The 22,689-nt window shown below is 34.0% G+C and carries 18 protein-coding genes; 3 read left to right on the plus strand and 15 right to left on the minus strand.

All coding sequences use genetic code 11. From position 1 onward, the window contains the following. Window positions 1-59: 59 nt before the first annotated feature. From ACWA1F_RS21215 to ACWA1F_RS21280, 14 genes are all read right to left on the minus strand, one after another. Window positions 60-3,755 (minus strand): contractile injection system tape measure protein, encoded by a 3,696-nt coding sequence (locus ACWA1F_RS21215; RefSeq protein ID WP_456896698.1) that lies wholly within the window; start codon window positions 3,753-3,755, stop codon window positions 60-62. Then, window positions 3,739-6,471, minus strand: coding sequence for a hypothetical protein (locus ACWA1F_RS21220; protein WP_456896701.1), 2,733 nt, complete (start codon window positions 6,469-6,471; stop codon window positions 3,739-3,741). The genes ACWA1F_RS21215 and ACWA1F_RS21220 overlap by 17 nt, the downstream gene beginning before the upstream one ends. Continuing rightward, entirely contained in the window at window positions 6,472-10,188 is a 3,717-nt protein-coding gene (locus ACWA1F_RS21225) for a hypothetical protein (RefSeq protein WP_456896703.1), read from the minus strand. Then, window positions 10,185-10,619 carry a GPW/gp25 family protein gene (locus ACWA1F_RS21230; RefSeq protein WP_456896705.1) on the minus strand — a complete coding sequence of 145 codons (435 nt, stop codon included), beginning with the start codon at window positions 10,617-10,619 and terminating at the stop codon, window positions 10,185-10,187. The genes ACWA1F_RS21225 and ACWA1F_RS21230 overlap by 4 nt, the downstream gene beginning before the upstream one ends. Beyond that, window positions 10,612-10,911, minus strand: a complete 300-nt coding sequence (locus ACWA1F_RS21235) for a PAAR domain-containing protein (protein WP_456896707.1) — start codon at window positions 10,909-10,911, stop codon at window positions 10,612-10,614. The genes ACWA1F_RS21230 and ACWA1F_RS21235 overlap by 8 nt, the downstream gene beginning before the upstream one ends. Window positions 10,912-11,087: 176 nt before the next feature. Then, window positions 11,088-12,887, minus strand: coding sequence for a type VI secretion system tip protein VgrG (vgrG, locus tag ACWA1F_RS21240; RefSeq protein WP_456896708.1), 1,800 nt, complete (start codon window positions 12,885-12,887; stop codon window positions 11,088-11,090). Beyond that, a complete protein-coding gene (locus ACWA1F_RS21245) occupies window positions 12,887-13,561 on the minus strand; it encodes a CIS tube protein (RefSeq protein ID WP_306156367.1) in 675 nt (224 codons plus the stop codon). Before ACWA1F_RS21245 ends, vgrG begins: the two co-directional genes overlap by 1 nt. Window positions 13,562-13,764: 203 nt before the next feature. After that, complete coding sequence (locus ACWA1F_RS21250) at window positions 13,765-13,935, minus strand: DUF5908 family protein (protein WP_306156368.1); 171 nt, start codon at window positions 13,933-13,935, stop codon at window positions 13,765-13,767. 6 nt (window positions 13,936-13,941) lie between these two features. Beyond that, window positions 13,942-14,412 carry a phage tail protein gene (locus ACWA1F_RS21255; RefSeq protein WP_250837618.1) on the minus strand — a complete coding sequence of 157 codons (471 nt, stop codon included), beginning with the start codon at window positions 14,410-14,412 and terminating at the stop codon, window positions 13,942-13,944. Continuing rightward, entirely contained in the window at window positions 14,399-14,869 is a 471-nt protein-coding gene (locus ACWA1F_RS21260) for a phage tail protein (protein ID WP_008469163.1), read from the minus strand. Before ACWA1F_RS21260 ends, ACWA1F_RS21255 begins: the two co-directional genes overlap by 14 nt. 49 nt (window positions 14,870-14,918) lie before the next feature. Further along, on the minus strand, window positions 14,919-16,496 hold the full coding sequence (locus tag ACWA1F_RS21265) for a phage tail sheath family protein (RefSeq protein WP_456896712.1): 1,578 nt from the start codon (window positions 16,494-16,496) through the stop codon (window positions 14,919-14,921). Window positions 16,497-16,532: 36 nt separating this feature from the next. Beyond that, window positions 16,533-17,363 (minus strand): hypothetical protein, encoded by an 831-nt coding sequence (locus ACWA1F_RS21270; RefSeq protein WP_456896714.1) that lies wholly within the window; start codon window positions 17,361-17,363, stop codon window positions 16,533-16,535. After that, the gene (locus tag ACWA1F_RS21275; protein ID WP_456896716.1) at window positions 17,360-17,929 is read right to left on the minus strand and encodes a Pvc16 family protein; all 570 of its coding nucleotides are present in this window, start codon (window positions 17,927-17,929) and stop codon (window positions 17,360-17,362) included. Before ACWA1F_RS21275 ends, ACWA1F_RS21270 begins: the two co-directional genes overlap by 4 nt. Before the next feature lie 380 nt (window positions 17,930-18,309). Next, entirely contained in the window at window positions 18,310-19,170 is an 861-nt protein-coding gene (locus tag ACWA1F_RS21280; protein WP_456896718.1) for a helix-turn-helix transcriptional regulator, read from the minus strand. Window positions 19,171-19,837: 667 nt separating this feature from the next. Here ACWA1F_RS21280 and ACWA1F_RS21285 point away from each other — a divergent pair. Continuing rightward, window positions 19,838-20,080, plus strand: a complete 243-nt coding sequence (locus ACWA1F_RS21285) for a hypothetical protein (RefSeq protein WP_306156376.1) — start codon at window positions 19,838-19,840, stop codon at window positions 20,078-20,080. A 3-nt stretch (window positions 20,081-20,083) separates the two neighbouring features. Here ACWA1F_RS21285 and ACWA1F_RS21290 read toward each other — a convergent pair whose 3' ends face one another. Continuing rightward, a complete protein-coding gene (locus tag ACWA1F_RS21290) occupies window positions 20,084-20,596 on the minus strand; it encodes a DNA-deoxyinosine glycosylase (RefSeq protein WP_456896720.1) in 513 nt (170 codons plus the stop codon). Between the two features lie 149 nt (window positions 20,597-20,745). Between ACWA1F_RS21290 and ACWA1F_RS21295 the strand changes: the two genes are divergently transcribed. Both ACWA1F_RS21295 and ACWA1F_RS21300 read left to right on the plus strand, forming a co-directional pair. Further along, entirely contained in the window at window positions 20,746-21,459 is a 714-nt protein-coding gene (locus ACWA1F_RS21295; protein ID WP_456896722.1) for a hypothetical protein, read from the plus strand. Window positions 21,460-21,516: 57 nt separating this feature from the next. Further along, window positions 21,517-22,221 carry a hypothetical protein gene (locus ACWA1F_RS21300; protein ID WP_456896724.1) on the plus strand — a complete coding sequence of 235 codons (705 nt, stop codon included), beginning with the start codon at window positions 21,517-21,519 and terminating at the stop codon, window positions 22,219-22,221. Window positions 22,222-22,689: the final 468 nt, after the last annotated feature.

Raw genomic sequence — 22,689 nt, forward strand, 5'->3', positions numbered from 1 at the left:
GTTCTTTTAGTTAATTAATTTATATTTCAATATTGTATATTAGGTTGTTTGGACATTCGTTAATAAGGCCAGATCACATGCAGAGGCTTATCCATCCAATGGTATTTCATAATCGAAAAAGCAAAAGGAGAGCGGTTTATCAAAATATCGTACGCCCTCTTGTCAACAGTCAGTTCCCATTTATCTTCGTGTTCTACTAGAATTCCGTCGCGTACTAGCCAGTTTCCTCGAAAACCATCTGTAGAGCAATCTCCAATTTCTGGCCAATGCGAAATCGCAGCTTGTATCAAACCATTTATCAATTGTTTTTCAGAATCAGTTATTTCGACAAAATCTGGAACAGTATCGGTCAAAGGCAAACCGCATAACACTTTATTCAAAGGCAGGTAAACCTCTTCTGTTTCCTGCATTCCCGTAATTACGTATTGCAGATACTGAACAGCTCGAACCTGATGCTCATTGCTTATAAATTTATTATCAGAGGTTAGCTGCAGTCGTTCAAACAGCATCGCGATATAATCGTTTAAGAGCACAATTCCAGCGTTTCTAACTGGAATTCCTAGCTTAGGACTGTTCTTTGGTCTTTCTTTAATTTTAATTAATTCCATTTTCGAAAATATTTCAGGTTGTTTTAAAAGAGGAGCAGTTTGTTTTTCAGTTCTTAGAATTTCTTTAAACCCAAGCTGTAAAGCGGGCGGAAACTGATAGATATATTTTTCCATATCTGCCAAAAAGCTTTTCTTAGAAATCCCTTTTTTCGTTACCACTTCCCAGATCAATTCATTCCAGATTCTATCGGCAGTAATAAGTCTCCAATTGTCGTTGGTTACAGCTTTTAAAAGTTTTCGCAGTAAAAGATGCTGCATTTCTTTAGAAGCCAAACCTTTGATTTTAACCGAGCCTAAAACGTGGTTGAATTTTTCTAGAATTCGTAAATACAATTCTTTGTTTTTATCTACTTGGCTAACCGCATTACACAGATTATGAAAATTGATGTTGCGACAAAGCCAATCCATTTGAGCTTCAGGAATAAATTCTTTCTTCATTATGCTAAAGAAAATCTTAGGCTCTTTTATAATAATGACATTCAAAATGTCTTTGATTTCGATAGTTTTAGAAATGATGAAAACAGTTGAAACCTTACGTTCTATAACAATTGACCAAATCCAGCTGTATTTTTCTTTTTCGGATAAATTTTGAATTTCAGACAAAATCTCAGAATTAATGGACTCTGAAATTTTATCAGAAGTTGTATAATCTGATAGTGTATTATTCTCAAAAAGAGGCATTAGTTCTGTAATTGAATGGGCAGATTCAAAAGATTTTGCTTCGTTTTGAACCGCTGTTTCCTCTTTCGTAATGTTCTTTTTTACGTATAATTTCAGTTCTTTCTGAAGCAGTTTTTCAAAAAGCATTTCATTGCCTTTGTATTCCGAATATTTTAAAATTGAATTCCAGAAAAGCTCGTTTAATTCGCCAATAATTTTAGTTTTTGAAACTGATTTTACACTTCGAATTAGTATCGCTGAAGTTTTTTGAATCCAATTTCTTTTCAGAACAGTCGCGTTTGTTAGCAAATAATTCAAAATATTTTCGCTTTCTTTTCTGTCTTGTTTTCGAAGCAAAACAAATCCAGCATCGTTAAAATTGGCGGTCAACAATTGCGCTAATTCCTGCTGATCTTGCTGTGACGTATTTTGAATAAGAATCGCAAGCGCAACAGTATCAATAGATTTTGTGTTTTTTAATTGATTGATGAAAGTCTTTTTAATCGCAACTCCAAAAGATTTAATTCGTTTGGACTGAATCAGTTTTGTAATGAACTGAAAATAATCGCTTCGTCTCGTTTCAGTTACTTTTTTGGATAACTGTACAATAATCGTTTCCAAGAATAAAGAAGCATTATGTTCCGGATGAAACAATATTTCCTGCATGCCAAGAAGCAATAAATTATCGGTCATTAATTCTTCAGGGAAATCATAGTTGTCTTTTTCGTTCAGAATTTCATAGACAACTTGTATCGTCTGTACGAGTTTTGTTTTTTTATAATTGGCTGTTTTAACTAATAATTGAAGCATTTCGCGATTCAAAATCAGCGGTAAAATTTTCTTTAAAACTTCTTTATTTCCATAAGAAAGCATAACCTCAAAAGCCATTTTAGGATGCAGTAAAACAGTTCTCGTCAGTGATCGTTGCAAGTCAACAAAAAAGACACTTTTGGCACTGTTTTTCTGCAATTCTAATTCTACTTTTGCAACCAGATTCTTAAAATAAACAGCAGGATAATTAGAATTGTTTTTACTGATTTCTTTGCTATAAATGGCATTTAAACAGGTATAAATAACTGCCGAATTATTGTTTTTTACCGTCGCCGGAATTTTAGCATTGGTAAACAGCGCCAGTAAATGCTCATGGCTCAGATTATTTTTTTTGCTTAATTCTTTAATGCAAAACAGTAGAAATGCAGTATTATCGGCATTCTTGTTTTTGATGAGAAAAAGAATTCCAATTTGCCATAAAACCTTACTGTTTGTTTTTAGTTTAAAAGTCTGGCTCAGCTTATTCAGATAAATCACAGATTCTGTATTAAGCTGCGATGGAGTAGTGTCCAGTTTAGAATACAGTATTTTTATCGAAGTTTCGTTTAAATCTTCAATAAGCGAAATCAGCAGATTTTCATCTTTGAAAATAGGTTGGATAAGAGCACTGAATTTTGTTTTATTCTCATTGCTCAAAGCCAAAATCAATTCATTGAGATTGTCTCTCTCCGTTTTAAATTTTCTAGTGTTTTTATTTTTTAGAAGTTGCTCCAAAACTAACCAATAGTTTGTGGCTGTTTCAGGTTTATAATTTTCGCTTTTTTGCGTTTCATATTCCTGAGTCAATATTTTAAGGCAAGCAATAAAATTGTTGTTCTGAGACGTTTTATCAGAGAGTTTTACAACCGTATTTTCGATTAGAATAATCAATTCTGCATAAGCAATATTGTAATGATTGGCCATTTGCAGAATACTGCTTTTCATAAAAGCCAACTTATTGAAAAGCGTACCGCGTTCCAACAGCAAAAAGTTTAGAATAAAGAACCACAGATTCTTTTTGAAACTTGCCGTACTAGTTTGGATAATAGTTTCTTTAACCTGAATATTAACCATAATCGAGCTGAACTCAATAATCGAACTGCTATTGTTGGGCTCCAACGCCGCAATTATTTTAGTGATGTTTTTCTCGTCAAATTGCCATGCAATTCGTTTTCTAACCTCTTCATGCGATAATCCGGTTTCTTTAATAATCGCTATAACTTCGGTTAGATTATTCTGAAGCAATTCTGCCATAATCTGGTTGACAGAACCTTCTTTATTCTGATAATTCCATGGCAGAGAACCTTCAAGCAAAAAGACCATCAAATTCTCGAGTATCGATTTTTCTTTGTTGTAAACCGCAATTCCGTTTTGCTTCTGATTGTTTTGATACAGAATTAATTCGGCTATTTTTTCTCTTAGTAAACTGCGTATTTTTCGGCTCAAATCAAACTCGAGATCGCTATAATCGCAAGAACCCAAATCAAGTTCCAGCAATTCAATTCTCCAGCTTTGTTCTTGCGGGCATAATTCATTAAAAATAGCGGCAACTTCTCTCGGCAGGATAATTTTGCTCCAGGCGCTTAAACGTTCCTGAAGTTTATAACCTTCATTTTTCTGGTCAAAAGTCGTGTCCCATCTTAGGCTCGATACAATATGGCTATTTATTTCTTCCATTTTTTGTTGCTAAAATTGAGGTTAGACTATTGATTAAATTAATCGCTGATTGCTCAGGATCTGAACTTGCTGTTTCTGAATTATCTTTTGGTTTATGAATTAAATCTTGTTCATTTTTAAATCTCAAACTCTCATGCCAGTTACTGTAATTCGGCACAAAAGTTTCCAATTCGGGAAGACTTACAAACAAACATTCGCATTTTACAGTTGTGGGAAGGCTGATAGCAAGAAACTGTTTAAGGCGTTTTTTGAACTCAGGAGTTTGCAACTCCGGAATAAAGTCGGGAAATAATAAGACGGCATTTTTCTTAAAGAGTTCATTATTGATTGTAATTGTCCCATTTCCAGATGAAATCGAAATCCTAAATAAATAATCGGATAATTTACTTTTTGTATAATCGCTAACCGTCACAGCTTCAGAATCGTCAGAAGTAAAAGAATATTTCTGGTTGGCAAATTCCAAATAACCCTCAATAAGTTGAGCATCTAGCACTGCTTGACTAGTAGTATTTAAAATATAGTTGATATTTGCTGTTGATTGAAAATCAACATTTTGAATTTTATGACTTAAATTGTTACTTTTATTTAAAATTTCGATATTGTATTTTAACTGACTTAATAAAAGTGACGTTTCAATTAAAAAACAGCCTTTTCTTTTCTCTTTCAACCAATATACTTTTTGTATTGTTTTATTGCTGTTCAGCTGATCTTCAATAGAATTTTGTTCTGTTTCAAATTGCGTCGTAATAAAATTGTTGTAGATGTTTTTTAATCCGAAAAGCAAACTCAGTTTTAATTCTAAACCCGAAAAATTATTGAAATCGGTTTTGCTTAGTTTTTCTTTTTTGTTGAGTTTATCCGACTGAAAAACAAAATCAGAAGTGTTTTCACTGATACGGTCAAAATGTTCGTTTTTGATATTCGACAAACCAAAATCGGCATTCTGATTGATTTTGGAAGCAGTCAGGAAATTACAGCCTTTTAGTCGGTTGTACGATAACAGATCGAGGTTTTGCAAATACAGACTTTTCAAAATGATCTGATCTTTTTTCTTATTTCCGGTATAAATCGTATCCTCGATAATCGCATCAATAACCTTTGGAGATTCGCCATGTCTGGCCAATAAATGATCTAATATTTTGTTTCTTCTATCGAAATTTACATCTTCTTCTTCCATGATTTTCATCATTCCGAAGATGTATGCATTGTAAGGATCTTGCTGATATTCGAACCAGCTTTTTTCTTTCAGTTCTTTTTTAGTTTCCTCGCCATAACTGTATTCAAAAACAGCATTGTTTTTTAATAAAGGCTTGATATGCGGAACATTATATAAAGATTGATAGAAATAACTCGGAGCAAACATTTTGTACGGAACAGGATATTCTAAATGTTTTTTCTCGAATTTATCTTTCAAAGCATAAAAAGTTTCATTGTCTGAAGGCGCTCCGCATACCGAATTGGTAAAAGAAAACAGCTTTGAAACATTGGCCAATTGCGAGAATTGATTGGCCAAAACCTGATCAAATAAAGTCAGATATCCTTTTAACTGACGTGATTGCGCTACTTGAATTGGTGCTGAATCGTCTTCGATTTTGTCGTCGCCAATGCCATATTGCTGCGGAAATGTATTTTGAATTGAATAATAACTATTGATATCTCTAAAACTGCTTTTGGGCAATTTTATAGCGGGTTTGTTGTTTAAACTCGTCGCTGTGTCTTGATATTTACTTAAATTAATTTGCAACGGACCAAAAGCGTCTGCCTGTATTTCTTTTCCGTTAGAATGTAATAATAGCTTTTTCTCTTTAAAAGAAGCCATTACATCTATCGACAAGATTTGGCTTTCAGTTGATTGTAATGCTTGCGTGCTGATTTTCTTCTGATAAATCTGTAACCCTGAAATAGAAATAATTCCAGCTACAGATTCGATTATCGGAATTAAATCAATGGTTTTTACAGTGTCTTTTTTATCGGATAAAGTTTCGTCTAAAATCCAGCCGTTTTTAAGATACGGTCCATCATATATTTCGGCAGCATTATAGCCTTCTTCTTTTAAAGCATCATAATTTACCTGATCGATTTTCGGAAATATATACGCGCGAAGTTTATTTTGAAGTTCTAATAAAACCGCATGTTCATCAGCGTTTTTTTCCAATTCAATTTTTCCGCCAATCCAGCAATTTTGAGTTTGCAGTGCAATTGGCATATTAAAAAGCTCGCCAATATTACGGCTTTGATTAAGGTAATAAAAAACCGATTTGCAAATATTTTGGCATTTTTCAGTACCCGTAATATCCGGATTGATGTACAGATAAATTTGATAAACCCTGCTGAAAGGCAAAACATTATCCTTGTACGTGGTAATAACAGCATTATAAACATCTTCGATGCCATCGATAATATATTTTCTGTAATCATCAATAGTATAAGGGGCTGTAGTCAAGATTTTATAAGGCAAATAAAACTGATTTTCGATTTGCATCTTTCCGGTAGAATCCGTTAAAATATCGGGAATCGAAAAATCGGTGCAATAGCCCAATTCGGTCATCGCGTAACAAACCTGATCGAGAATGGTCATTCCAGGATCGCTCGGATTAAAGTTAGTCCACTGATTGCCTATATGGTTTTGGATATAATCAATAGCTTCGTCTTTCAGGAAATTAAAATCCTGATGCGGCGGAAGCTGTATTTTTGTTATTTGATTATTGGTATCCATTTATGCTAAATATGAAATGTTATGATTGGGTGCAGAAACCAAAAGTGTTGCTGGCCCATAAGGCATTAAAGCTTTTTTTTCGGTTTTTAAAGCCGTTTGTATTCCTGTAATGGGATTGATGTAATAACTCGAAAAACTTACTTTCTCGACAGAAAGAACTCCTTCAATATTTTGAACAAATGTGCTGACTTTGCCATCGATAAGCGGTTTGCCAATTTCTATTTCAGAAGGAGAATTTGCAATCCAAGGCGACAAATACTTTTTTAGAGCAAGATTTACATTCTTGCTGATTAATGCCGTCTGATAGTTCTGTTCGACTTGAATCGTGATATTCACACACACAAATTCTAGATTAAAATTGGAAAGGTTCAGGTTTATAAAAGGCGACGAATTGGCTTTTAAAAAGTTTCCCACTTCAATTTCAAGAGCATTTGTTACCAATGGAATAAAAGCATTTGAATCGTTATCTGACGCTACTTTTTTTACCAGATAAACATTTGTGCTGTTGTCGCTTTTTTTAGTCACTACTTTTGAGTAATAAACAGTATCAAATTTTTCGGCAATCAGGGTATAGTAATCTGCCGCTGTGCTTGCTCTATTTTTGGTTTTAATGCTGTTGCTTACTCTTTTATTTCGGTCGGTTTTGTTCTCGGCAGCTTTTCCTCCAAAAGAAGCAAAAGGTTGAATTACAGTGCCTATTTCGGGAATTTTGATTTCTGGTTTTGTAATAACATTGGCTTCAATTTTCGGACTTTCGGTATTGGTCAAAAATGTAGTTCCAGTTCTTTTTACGCTAAAACCGTTGGTTTGCATAAAAGTGGTTTTAGAAAAAGAGGTAAGATTTCCAATTGCCGCAATAGAAATCCAATTTTTGGTTCCAGGCATTATGGTGCTATCATTGTTGCAATCTGCCGGAATCGGGATTTCGATTATTCCAGAACATCTAAATTTACTGGTTTCATCAGATAATGGCTGAATGTTTTTCCAACCAGAATTACTCAAATAGTAATACATAATATCATTTTGATCGGTAAGCGCTGTTGAATTTCTTGCCAATTCAAAATAGAGGTTGAGAGTGCTGTTGCAAATCAAATTATCGAGTTCTATAAATAATGCTCCGTTATAATTAAACGAAGGATAAAGCGGAAAACCTTTTATAGCATTATTTTCAGCGCTTCCGATAATTTCTGTATTGAATGTTTCCGTATCGGTTTTATCGGCTGTAGCACTGTCAAATACGGTATAATTTGAAAATGGCGCATATATAAAATATTGCAACGGATAATCTCCCGTTGTACCATCAAGTTTGTACGTTACGCTGGCATTATAATTGGCAGAAAAGGTTTGTATTTTTGGTGCAAACGGAACATTCGCAGCAGCGATAAAATCTTTTACTTCTTTGTCCCCAGCCATCGCAAGCTTATTGCCATTTTGCAAAGCAATGCTAGCCACTACATTAGCATATAATTCTGAACCAAAACCATATTCTGGAGTCGCTAAAGTCATTTTTATAAATCCTGACGAACTTTCTTCAGTAAACTTTAAGCCCTCTTTTTGAATATTCGGATCAGGCTTCCAGATAATTGCATTTGGTAATGAATTTAAATCTGAAGGTGATTTAGAATATACATAACAGCTGTTAGATGTACTAAGAATAGTATCGGTATTGCTTACAGGTTCTGTATCGAATAAGTAAACAGATTGCGGAATTTCATTAACAGGAATAAAAACTTTGTCGACATCACTGCACTCAATTTTTGTCATTTTTAGCCCTTGCCATGATTTGTCCTGCATGATGGTAAAATCAGCTGTAAAACTGGCGTTTGTAAATTCTTTTTTAACAACAATATTTTTTTCTCGTGGATGCAAAAATCTAATTGTTTTTGCAAGCCTTCTATTTTCTTCTTTTATTTGCGGATTCAGATAGTTATTGTATTGTTGGTAATACACTGAAAAATCATTAGGTCTTTTATCCCAATCTATTTTCACTATAAAACTATCTAGAGGTTTGCTCAAGATTTCATTATTTCCGATAATAAAATTGGCATTTACCAAAGGAACTGGTCCAAAAGGAGTATAGGGATTTTTAGGACTTAACTCTCCAAAATCATTATACAATTGAAATGTTTTAACTTCTTCTACATCTAATTCGATAGTGAGCGAAGTAATTTTGGGAGGTTCTTGCGGATTAGGAACATTCTGAAATAAAACCTTCATCATTGGCCAATCACTTTTTAGTCCGTCGGGATTTATTAAAAAAGGTTCAATTGCGGCTACTGTTTGATCAAGATTTATAGAAATTACAATCGCATTTTGTTTTGTAGAATCGGCTTTAAAATTTTCTGTACTTAAATCCAGTTTTAGCCATTCTTTTTGTGTGCTTAAAAAATAGCTGGCTTCTTGCAGGATTTTTAAATCTATTGGAGAATCAAATTCAAATGTCAGCGTTATAGTTCTTTGCCCTTCGCGCAATAATAGCATTGGCGAAGCAAACGCAATTCCGATTAATGATGGATTTAGCGAAGCATCATCAGATCCAAAAGTTTCCCAGCTTATCGCTTTATTTTCTGGATCTAATTGAATTTCTGTAGGCTTTACAATGGTCTGTAAATTATACGAGGCATTGTTTTGATCCTGATAAGAAAGTTTATGGACGCTTGAAATCGTTGCTGGATTTAGATTTACATTTTTTTGAGAAGCAAACAGTATCGGATTCTTTTGCACATCGACTCCTGCATTAAACAAAGTTCCCGCTGGCAAAGTATAAACCGATGTTGGTTTTGTCAGCGTTGCACACAAAAAAGTCTGATCTGCAACGGCAGGCAATTTGGTTTGCTTTAAAATATCTTTGTAATAAAAATCAAGATGTTTTTCAGAAAGTCCGTTCAATTGATCTTGCTGAATTTTTAAAATATTGACAAAAGAACGCAAAAGAACTGTATCTGGAAATTGCCCTTTTTTGAGGTTTAATTTCTTAAATTCTTTTCCCGCGTGATGAATTATCGTTTCTAAAAACTGAAATAATTTATCGCCAATTTTAGTTAGAATATCTAAACTAAAAGACGTTATAGATGCCGTTTCCTGTAATATTGGATGTTCGGTTTCAAACCCAAAAACTTGCCAGAAAGGTGTTTTATCTTTATTTATGTACCAGATGTTTTTATCGAAAGAATTGAAGTCTTCTAATGGTGCAGAATTTATAAACAAACCATCGATAGCCAGTTTGTATAAATATTGCCTAAAAGACTGGATTGCCCAAAAATCTACACTTAATTTGTTTTTTACTTCTTGTAAAATATAGGTTTTGAGATCGTATGTTTCGTTATTGCTTTGCATATAATGCGTCCAGCGTTCTATAATTTTATAAATCGCCGTAATGCGATCAAACAAGCTGTTTAAAGCTTTTGAGTAAGGAATTTTAACGTTTCCGTTTGTGATTAATCGCTGAATTTCTGTACAGCAGTTTTTATAATCAGTGTGCAGTTTTTTATAATTGGTTTTCGAAATGGAAGCCATCAGAAAAACAGGATCTTTTAATAAAAACGGACTCCAGTTTCCTTCAATGGTATTCCTATCATTATAGAAATTGATCAATTTGCTAAATTCTGTCAAAAAGTACAGCCAGTCTTGCTCGGTTCTTCCATCTATCAAATGCGGATTTGGAACGAGTGCTTCGTTGAGAGAATGTATAGCGCTATTTTGATCAATTAAAATCATTTTTTTCGATCTAAGTTGGTTCCTTCTTTTAGATAAAAAGGAAATACATAATTGTGTCTGGTATTGGTTTTAGAATAGATATAGCTAATCAGAATTTCTATTGTTCCGTTTGCAATATCAGTTGAGGCAACTTTAACGTCCTGCACCAGTATTCTCGGCTCATATCGCAATAAAGCAAACTTGATGGCTTCTATAATTTCGCCTTTAAGTGTGCTGTCAATTTTTCTAAACATAAATTGCTGTATTCCAGAACCAAATTCAGCTTCAAGAGTACGCTCGCCTTTGCGGGTATTTAGAATGACATTGATAGATTCGTTAATATTGGTTTCATTAGCAGACAAATTCAGCTGATGATTATCTGCAGAAAAAGACACAGGAAATGCCCATCCTGAACCTAAAAAAGCAGTGTCTGTATGTGCTGAATTATCCACCGATCATAACATTAAATGCTCCCAACATAATTGATCCTCCATGAGCTGTCGAATCTCCCATTCTTGCGGCAGGCATACCGTTTATCATAACCGTTGCAGATCCTTTTATAATAGAATCTGGCGGGCCAACACAAACCAGCATATCGCCAACTTTGGCGGCTGGTAATCCTGCTATTAAAACAGTTGGCGCACATGGGCCAACTATAGGTCCGCCTACATGCGGAATCGGTGGCACTCCTGGAGTAACCATCGGACATTGGTGAAAATCGGTAAGTCTTGCTGCTGGTGGCATAAGTTTATTGTTTATTGTTTGTTGTTTGTTGTTTGTTGTTTGTTGTTTGTTGTTTGTTTTTGGCGGCTTTGTCAAAGTTTTAAACTTTGACAAAGTTTAATCGTAATTAATTATTTGTCGTTAACCATAAACGATAAACGATTAACTATAAACCACAAACCACAAACCATCAACCTTTAATTAATCATAACCATGGCGCCTTTCAAGGTTAATTGCATTCCTCCGGTTACTTGCGCCATTTGTCCGCCTTGAGCATTGTATTGCATAGATGCATTTTCTTTGATGTTCAAGCCTTGCGTGGCTACATCGCCGCCGCTTGACTCTATTTTTACGCCTTGATCTCCTTTGATCGTAACATTCTGATTGGCTGAAATATTGATGTTTTTTTGGCTTGTCAAATCAATACCGCTGCTAGACATTACGATGCTGTTGTTATTTTCATCCTGAATCGTAATTTTCTTGTCTTTATCGCTAATGATGATGGTGTTTTTATTGGGTGTCGCCACAGTCCAAATTTTATTTTCGTCATCAAATTGCACGGAAATTCCCGATTTGGAAACAATAGCTTTTACCGAATTTTTCTGATTCGGATCTAATCCTGTAAAAGGCTTTATACTTGTGCTACTATAAACGCTGCCAAGAATAATCGGGTAGCGAGGATCTTCGTTTATAAAACCCAAAATGACTTCGTCTCCAACTTCGGGCATGAAAAAAGCTCCAGCTCCGCTTGTCGAATAAAAGTTGGTCAATCTTGCCCAGATTCCTTCACCTTTCGGATCCAGTAATGGAACATCGACTAAAACTCTGTATTCTGAATCAGGATCTTCGTACATCTTTTTTACAGTTCCGTTAAAGAGACCTTTTGCTCCAGGCAGAAGCCCAGAAGCGGGCGGTGCCATAACATCCGGCTCTTCGGTAAACCAGAACGGAGAAAGTCCGAGCGAAACTTCTGTAACCCAGTTTCCTTGCGATAAATCATGAACAACGCCACCAATAAGATAATCGCCATTAAAACGATCTCCAAGACCGGCAAAAGTCATATACTTTCCAGGATCGACTAAACTGGTGCCTTGAAATTTAGCTTCGCCCATTATTTTAGCATATTCACTTTTAATAATCTGGGCTTTTGACCAATTGGTTAAATCTGCAGTTTCCAAAGGCGCAGAAGTCTGTAATTGATAAGTCGAAAGTCCGATAGCTTCGGATAGTTTTTTGGTGGTTAAATTTCCTGCTCCAGTGACATTTGGTGTAGCATTACCGCTTACAACGGCTTGTGTTTTAAAATCCCAGCTGTTGGCGGTTGCACTTCCTAATTGTGTGACTGCATTCAATTTGGCATTAAATTCAAGAAGATTATCGCCATACGTTACCGTTAGCACCGACGTTGTTGTTTTATCAGGAGGATTTACAGCTACTTTTCCGTTTAAAGTCGTTACGATCAGTCCGTTTGCTTCGGCTAGAGCCAAAATATAATCCCAGTCGGTAGCATAAAATTGGACTTGTTCTGGCCATACAGTGCTTGTTGCGGTAACATCTGAGCTTAATCCAGAATAAGTTCCTATAATAGAAGAAATGATATCGCTATCTTTTTGTTTAGAAAAAGTAAGGCTTTTGCGCCCCACAATCATTTTTATGGCTTTGTCACGGCATTCTATTTCTAAAGCTGATCCGACCAGATTGTCAATACGAAGCGTCTGACTCATAATAACACCAGAAAAAATTACGGTATTGGTAGCGTCATAACCAGCTTCGATACTAATTTCTGCGCCAGGCACAAAAATAGAAGAGGAGCTGGCGTCAAATTTACCTGTATTGGGTTCTCCGTCTAGAATAGTCACTTTAGCAGAAGCAATTCGATTTACTTTTTTTTCGATATGAATAGAAAGTACGCTGAGTTCGTCGGCTATTGCGGTTCCGTTAACTTTAACTGCGAATGTTGCGATTCCGCCACTTTTTATTTCAGTTGAGGCACTCATTAATTGGAAGGGATTATAGGTGGAAATATTAATTTGTCGATACCATTAAGGTTTCTGAATTTGTTGAGTTTATTATACTCGGCAACTTGTATATAAAAGGAATCGTCGTTCCAGACTTTTTGGCACAATTGCGGTAACGACATTCCTTCAGAAACGGTTACAATGTGCGTAAGATCTGGAGATTCGGGAGCGTCTGTTCTAGTTACTGTTTTTGGTGAAATGTAACGGCTAAATGACAATGATAATTTGGCTCTCAGCGGACTTCCATCGGGTTTAAACAAGGTGTACGAAATGTCAATAGAATCAAGCACTCCGTTGAATGTAATATTCTGACCCCATTGCACTTTTACAAAATTAGGACGGTGTATTTTACCGTTGTAAGTATAAATGATCGTTTCTAATGCGGTTATTTCTTTGGCCATATCGGTACGTTTCGCGTCTACGATTCCCGTACAGTCAATTACCATTTCAAAACTTAATTTATCGCTTGGCGTACTTTTATATTTTTGCGAAGCCGAGCTTGTGGCAGGCGCTTGCTGTTCGTTGTACTCGATGCTTTTTTGTATTTTGATATTATCAGGATTAATCATGAAAGCATACGGATTTCCAGAGAATTTATTCTGAAATTCTTCGTCTGTATAACCCGTTATTTTCATTAATTCCAAGCTGGCCATTTGTTTACTATTTTAAGTCTATTTTTTTTTCACGCAGATTTTTTCTTTTTAATTCTTTTAATCTGTGTCTCAAATTATTTCACGCAGATTTTAAATTGATCTAAGCAGATTTCGCAGATTTATTGTAACTGCATTAAAATTAGATCTGCTTTAATCTGCAAAATCTGCGTGAAACTTTTTTTTAAATTCTTTAATCTGTGGCTTTAACGTTTATAGCTATTCTCCTGATTTTTCTCAGCAATTAATCTTTTGCATTCTTCCAGCAATTGTTTTCTTAAAATAGACAGCTCTCTTTCTTTGGCTAGAGCCGAATTCTTTGCATTTGTTGTTACGATTTCTGTTTTGATAACGAGTTCTCTTATTTCGATTGGCATAATGGTTTACGTAAAAAGTTTATCAAATTTGGTATCCTTAGAAATGTCAAAATAGGTGTAAGCCAGCTCAATAGATTCTATCGCGATATTGCTTTCCTGAGAGTTTAAGTCGGAAACGGCATATTTTACGGGATAAGCATTGTTAAAAGTCCATTGCATGCATACCACTCCAGAGGCATTAAGCAATTTCAGAATCACATTTTTGGGTTGAATTGGATTTGATAATCCTTGATCAATGCAGTTGGCGCACCAATTTACCAGCTGCGATCCTGCAGGCACCATTGCTCTTTTAAGCACTAAGTTCTGACTGTTGGAAATGGTTGGGAGGCGATATTTAAATCTATTTTCGCCTCCACAAACAATTTCTTCTACGCTTAGTTCTTTAGAAATTCCAGATACCTCTTTGAAAGCCGCATCTACACCCGCAAATGAAAGTGTAAAATAAAAGCTAACAGGATAATCGTTACTTACCGCCATTTTTAATGATCAGTTGTTCGTGTGCAATTTCTATAGTGTCTACCGCAACCTCGTTACCATCAGATTTTAAATCGGTGCTGGTAATTTTAGTGGGCCAGGCATTATTTAAAGTCCATTGCATGGTTACGCCGCCTTTTTCGTCTAATAATTTGATCAGAACCGTTCTTCTTTTAATCGTATTCATTACGACTTGCTGATGCCAATCCCAGAAAGTATTATCATTTACAAAGATTCCACGTTTCATGGTTACGTTTCCGTATTTGGTAATTCCCGGCATTTTCTCCACAGAAAAAAGCGGACTATTACTTTTACGGTATTCTATAATTTGATTTTCGACGTCCATTCCGGTAACTTCCTGAAAAGCTACTTTTGTTAATTCTGTTCCAAGGTCTACTTCGAATCTAAACTTTGGCATGGGCCATGTTGCGCCTTGTACGCTTCCGTCATCTGTTGCCATATTCTTTTATTTTTAAATTAAAATTTTACTTAATTGAGTATTTATTTGATTAACTAGAAGTTGCCATTTGCTGTTGAAATGTCAAGACAATGAATTCAGCTGGGTGAACAACTGCAACTTTAACCGTAACATTCATGAACCCATTTAAAATGTCGTCTGCTGTCATGGTAGAACCCAATCCGCAGGCTACAGAAAAGGCATCGGAAGCGCTGGCTCCCTGTAAACCTCCTTGTTTCCAGATCGAACTAAGGAAACTGCTGATCATTGAAATCACGGCTTCCCAAGTGTTTTTGTCATTCGGCTGGAACACATAAGCCTGAGCGGCCAGTTTACAAGATTGTTCTAAGAATATCATGGTTCTGCGCACCGGAATATATCTCCAGTCTTGACTGTTTCCGTCTAATGTTCTAGACCCCCAGATTAAGATTCCTAAACCGTTAAAAGTTCGAATCGCGTTGATCGATTTACCCGAAACAGCATCTACGTTTAAGTTCGCTTGCTGACTTTCAGAAATAGAAATTGGCAATGAAGCTGCACCTACGATCGAAGTATTTGCAGGAGCTTCCCACGGACCGACAGCATTGTCTACAGTTGTAATTACTCCTGCCATAGCACCGCTTGGAGGAAGAATATTAGCATCGGCTACAATGTGTTTGATCATTAAGGAATAGGTCTGACTTGCAATAAGTAAGGCATTGTGATTTTGAGTAACAGTTAAAGTACTTGCCGGACTTTGAATATTTGCAATAATTGCCGCCGCTGCTGGATTTGGAGCGCTAGCAGGATTAAGAATTGCTTCTAATTGTTTTACATCTCCGCCAAATAAATTCGTATAATCAATATCAGAATTTTGCATTATCGTAGTCCCGATAAAAGGATAATATGCCATTCCATAATTTAACCCAACAGAACCTGTATTCATTCTGAAATTGGTAATGTCTTGGGTGTATAAAATAGGATCTGGGGCATCACCACCAATAATGTCAAACAAACACATTGCTGTCTGCATTTGTGTAGCTTGCAAAAGCATTGACTGCATTAATGTACCGTTGTTTTCTACGCTTAGCAAAGTCGCTTCAGGGCAGATGTACATAGTTGGTTCTTGCTCGTTTAGCAATAAAGCAAGTCCCTTAGTCAAATCATTCAGCTGTACATTCGGATTTACAACAGGAACGCCTGGAGCTGCTGGTTTTTGCGACGGAGGTCCGTAGCTTCCAACAGAAACAATATAAGCATCTCCACCGCCATTTTCATAAAAAAGCCTTACGCTATTGTACAGATAATAAACGGTGTTCGGGTCTGGAACTATAGAATAATAAGTTCCTGCAATTAGCATGTAGTCGCCTTTTAAGGGCTGACTTTTTTCTGCTACCAAGTAATACTCAGGATTGTACTGTTTCGACGGACTTGCAGGTGCAGGTGGATCTGGCAAACAGAAAAAAGCCTGAAAATCAGCAAAAGATGTGATTTTTACTGGCACATTCGTATACGATTTTCCTTCGTATGCGGCCTGTGGTGTGTACCCTATAAATGCTGGTATTGCTGTGGCAACTCCAACAACAGAATTGGGAAAAGCATTTAATTCTTGAATGTAAACACCAGGAGTTTGAATGGTAGATAAATTCATTGATTTTAGTTTTTAGTGTTCATTTTTAATAGTTTTTTATAAGTAGATATACATTGGTGAGGCGACTTCATTTTGGTCGCTATTCTCGATTATTCCTATTCGGGATACATCTGGACACGGAAGTCCTTTTATAATTACTTTAGGTTTGGCATTGTTTTGATTTGAAACAGAACTGTTTATTAAATCAAATTTATATTTCGGTTTTTCGCTAAGCGTAATGTAAGTTTTGTTGGAAGTAAACAGCAAAGCCGATTCTCCAGTTTGAATCGTGACTTGCTGCGGCCCGTCAAATTGTATGTTTTCTTTTTGAGTGATCGAAGGATTGTTTAGCTGCACAGCATTTTTATTGATAAAATAATATTGCCATTGTGTGGCTCTTGCCGTAAAATTGATTTCAAAAAGTATAGAATTAGCAGTGTTTTGCTCTTTCAATATATCTTCAAAATAGACTTTTAAATGCCCAAAATGAGATGACGCAGATTTGTTTTCTAAAGTCTGATTCAATACAATTTTTCCCTCATTGTTTAGATTTTTAGGATCTTGGCTAGAATAATTAACGGTTCCGATCCAATTAATTGGCAAAGTCGTAAAGAGAATAAAATTCGGATTACTGCATCTGATATTAAACTCGAAATAATCTTGCTGTGTAGTTTTAGAAATATAATCTAACAGATCTGAAAGTGATGATTTTGTGTTTGAATATAAATCGAATCCGTTTGAAATGTGATTGGTTTTGAAACCGAATTTCTTGAATATTTTATCAGTTTTATTATTTGGAGCAAAATGAAGGCAATTGCATTTTCCGTTATCAAAAAAAGTATGATAAGCGGCCGTAGTAAAGATTTTTATGTAATTGCTCTGTATCATTTTACGATATTATTACTAGTGTTTTTTACAGACGGTATAATTTCCATAATTTCATGTCCTTGCGCTTTTATCAGTTTCATTTTATAAATAATCGAAGGCTGGTATTTTGCGCCCATCGCCGTCCATAAACTGTGCATCTGATGGTAAGAAATCTTTTCGTACTCAAATTCTAATCTGCTTAAACCGTCTGGAATAGAAGAGGAGGACGATGCATCGATATAATTATTAATCTGAAAGAAGATGATAATGGCATCCAGAAATTTTAAGGATTCTGTGTAATCTTCAAAATTGCTGCTAATCAATAAGTCAATGTTGTATCTTTCTGTTGGATTGAAATTAGAGTAGTTGCCGCTTTCTAATTTCTGATTTCTGATATAAAAAGGCTGATTGGTTTCTTTTTCAATATTTATAAGAGACAAAACCACTTTATTGTGATTTACTTTTGGCAAAGTGCCACTTGGTTCAATGAGATAGTTTACAGTCGTTTTGTCTTCGGTTAGACCAAAACGATTTTTTAAAAACTGTCCCAATAGTTTATTCGTAAATTGAAGTGATTGGTGTATCATCGTTTTTAACTCTTAAATTAATTAAGTGTGATGGCTAATAAATTAGCTCTTATTAATTGTAAAAGTAACTGAGAATTAGATTTGTACGAAAAATTAGCAATGTACTTTTCATAGACAAATTTGGTAGATAATCGATGTTTTTATAGACAAAGTATAGACAAAGTTTTTTTTGTCTACGCTTTGTATCTGTTTGGTGTATATAGCCCTAAAAAGTATTGTTGCATTTTGACATATACAGTAAAAAACACTCTCAAAGTAAGTATAGATTTTAAAATTTAGGGAAAGAAAAATGTACAGCATTTTTATAGGACAAAGCTGTTTAACATTGCTAAAATTTATTGAAGCATGCAATGGTAAAATAACAAATAAGGAAAAGGAAATTAGGAAACAGTTCTTAAGTACGAAATGATATCGTCTTCTTTCTTAAGAGTTAATTTCTTTTTAAGACGGTATTTATGAGTACGAACACTTTCTTGATTAATGCCAAGAAGATTGGTAATGTCATTGTTACTCATATTCATTTTAATATAGCAGCAATATTTTAAATCTCGAGAACTTAGAGAAGGATGTTTTTTGGCAAGAGCCAAAAGAAAATTAGGATTTGACTGTTCGAAATAAATTTTGAAATCATCCCAGAGCTTATTGTCGTTTGCAACTGTTTTTATAGAATTTACAATAGACATCAATTCAATTCTGGTAGCATCATCGACGTTGGGATACAGGTAAGAAATACGTTCTTTTACTTTCAAAAGCACTTCAACCTTTTGATCAAGTTCCATTACATAATGACTCAGTTTATCAGGATCATTCTTCTGAATCGCAGCTTCTGCAAAAGACGTTGGAGCTTTGCTTTGCGACTCTGTTTTTTTTAGAAGAAAAATAGATCGGATTCTGTAAATTAAAAAGTCGGTATTTTTAATTTGCTGATAAGGAAAAGTAAAAACAATGCTTTGTTTGGACCAGCATAACGATTCGCATTCATAATTCTGTGTCAAGTATAAAATGGGAATATTCCTTTTATCAGAATCAAAATTAGTATCATTCAAAACAAACTGATTTTGTTTGAATCCTAAAATGACTAAATCAGGATTTAAAGAATTTATGGTGTTTTTCAAATCTACTCCTCTCGAAACAGAAACTGTAGAAAAGGCGTAATCAGATACTATTGATATTGCGTTTAATATCATAGTCAATATCGTAATATCGTCACATCCGATTACTATAGATTTTTTCTCAAGCATTTTTTGGGGTACTATATGTTGCTTTTTTTATGCGTTTTCGGTTTAATTTCTAAGACAGCATATCAAAATGAAATAAACATTTTTTCTCGTTAAAAACGGCTCTTAACATTGACAGAGTTTATCAGATAAAATAAAACTCATTTCTCCAGACAGTATTGATAACTTGATTTGAATAAAATAGAATTGCAGCTATTTTTGATGATTTGTGGCTTATAAATTAAAGGGATGTAAATTTATTTAATCATAAGAATATTACTATAAGTACTATTACGTGTTTTTGCATTTCTTGTGTTAATTAACAATTTCATCACTTTAGACATTGAAAATTAACTAAAAGCCGATTTTTAATACTAAAATCTAGAAAGCATAATGAATTATGTGGCCGATGTTACAAAACAACTCATTTCAGCATTGTTTCATTTTAAAATATTGATGGTTCATTTTACTATTTCTGGTTTCAGATTATAAACTGAAACCATTTACAGAGGGGTAAACAAAAAAGATTAAAGTTTTTCACTCTAATTTTAATATTATGAAAATGCAGCTTTTTAAATCGGTTGATCGAGGAGCTGTCTGAAGAATGCTTAGCACTTATAATTATATTATGAGTATTGTAAAATGAACCTGTAAGGTAAAATACAGTATTAATTTAAACGCAACAGAACCTATGGCGGCTATTCCTGACGAATTGTATAATGTTAAATTTGCAGCGTACTTTGATTCTATGAAAGAATTGTACATACTCGACGAAAAATTTAAGGTTATGTGCGACGCTTATTGTATAAGTACTGCAAAAACTGAGCTTTATAAGGATAAAAGCGAAAAAAACTACAAACGCAAGATGAAGTTTGAAAATTTGTCAAGAGAATTAGAAGAAGAAATACTTTTTTACATTATGAGAAACAGATAAATTTTATTGCTGATCTTCAATAGATTTGCAAAGAGCTATTTGCGATACAGCTTTCCATTGTTCCATTTTTTCTGCTCTAGTTAAACCCGCATTTAGTCCGCTAGTTGAAGGTAATGTTGTATAAATGATGCCTTCTTGTGGAACAGTAAGTTTTTGGAAGTATTTTGCAGCAGCTTTACTTTCAAAAAAGACATATTTTATACTCGGGTATTGTTTGTGCAGACTTTCAAAATCGTTTATCGTTTCTTCTGTTATTTTAGCATCACTGCTTCCTTCTCTTTTGCAGCTTTCTAAAACATTCCAAAGTCCGATGTTATACTTTCTGACTAGTGCTTTTCGATCTTCGTAAGTACTGCTAAATTCTTCCTCAAAAATAGCAAACAGAATCTTCCAAAAAAGGTTTCCTCTATTGGCGTAATATTCCTGCTTAGCAATAGACTGCTCGCCCGCCATGGTACCCATAATAAGAATGGTTGTGAAATTGTCGATTAATGGGGTCAGGGCTTTTTTGAGCATTTTTTGTTTTCTTTTAATGCTATAAAATTATTAATAAAGATATGAAATGTTTTTTAAAATGGCATAGAAAGAATATTTTTAAAGTTAATATATTTACCGATGACAATTCCAGTAATTTGCTAAATCTGAAAGAAATTTAAATCTTTAAAATGAGTATAAACATAAGTTCTCTAATAGATGCTTTATATAATTATTATAATGAGCATACCTATGTAAAGTTAAATATTGAGTATGAATTTACTCAATCGGGAAGCTATAAGTTTTTAGTAAGATATGTAACAGAGTCAGGGGAAATATTTCCAACTATTATAAGTCCAAGAGCTATTGACGATGAAATAGAAATCATTTCAGACTATTTTGAAGAGACAATTCATACTGATAAAAAGTTTAATCGTTTTATTTTAGAGTTAAATAATGACAAAACGTATTCTCAAAAGCACTTTTGGGACAATGAAAAAGAGATACAGGATTTATTAAGATGTGCCGAAGTATTTTACCAATGGACAAATGATCGAATGATGTCTATGATTTTTGAATATGAAAAAGAAAATGGTCTTGTTCCGACTCAATTCGATGATGATGGAGATTTAGAATATTTAAGTTCTTGGGATAGCGGTTTATTTACTTTTCATATTAACGATAAAAGTGAGCTCGAATATAAAATATCGCTTACAAAAGATGGAAAAGTAAGAATTCTAGATATGCCATTAAAAGATTATTTCATAGAAGGAATTTTTGAGCATCATAAAATAACCAATACTGAACTTGCTGATAAATGGAAATCTTGGAATACGATGGAATTGAAATCCCTTCATTATAATATTCCTTATGATAAGAGGGATGAGTTTGTGAGATATATTTAGTTAAGCATTAAAAAATGAATGAACAAGATAGTTTGTTAGATATATTTAAATTAGAATATGAATATTTACGAATTAGTTTCTCAGATTAGAAAAGAATACACTGAATTTGAGTACGATAAATTAATTGTGGAATACATTTTTACATTAGAAGGCAGTTACAATTTTATAGTAAATTATGAGAAAAATGATGAATTAACAGAGTCAGAGAAATCAAATCGAGCAATTAGAGATGAAGCGAGAAAGATGGCGGAAAAATTTCAAAAGAATAAATCTTCTGACCAAAAATTTAATCGTGTTAAAATAGAAATTGATAGCAATGATACTTTCAAAGATGTTTATTGGTGGGATAGTTCTGTAGAAAAGCAAGATTTATTAGATTATGCTGAAGTCTTTTATCGATGGGCAAATGATCGTATGATGTCTATGATTTTTGAATATGAAAAAGAAAATGATCTAGTTCCTACTCAATATGATGACGATGAAGATTTGGAATATTTAAGTTCTTGGGACAGCGGTTTATTCACTTTCCATATTAATGATAAAGGAGAGTTAGAACATACAATATTGCTGACCCAAAACGGAAAAGAACGAATCCTAGATATACCTCTGAAAGATTATGTTATTGAAGGATTTTTAGAACATCATAAATCAACTAATATTGAACTTGCTGACGAATGGAAATCTTGGAATACTATGGAATTAAAATCTTATCATAATGATATTCCTCATGATAAGAAGGAGGAGTTTGTGAAGTATTATTAATCTTTACTTGGGACTTAAATATGAGAAATTTCATTTTTAGATCATTTTTAATAATCGCAACAGTGGTTATCTTTTTTGTTTTAAAGGAATTTAGATACAATGACTTCGTGGTTGTTTTTTTATTGTTGGCAGGTCTAATCTTGAATTATAAAACAACAGAAAATATATTTGATACAATTTCAAATTATTTTTTTTGGATAATAATGTATTTGCTAATTGTTATGTATAAAAAAATGAATTTTATAACTCTAAATTCATTTGCAATTCTTTTATTCCTAAAATCATTTGTTTTAATTTATAATTATGCAAAATATAAAAATGTTGTTGTAACTAATTCATATTTAAGTAAAATTTGGATTTTTATGTTATTTTTTTATCTAACTGAAATTATATTTAACAGTACTCATGGGTTTAAAAGCTTGTGCTTTTTTATTGGTATTCTTTCTGCAATTGAAACATTTATAATAA

The sequence above is a fragment of the Flavobacterium erigeronis genome, assembly GCF_054075165.1.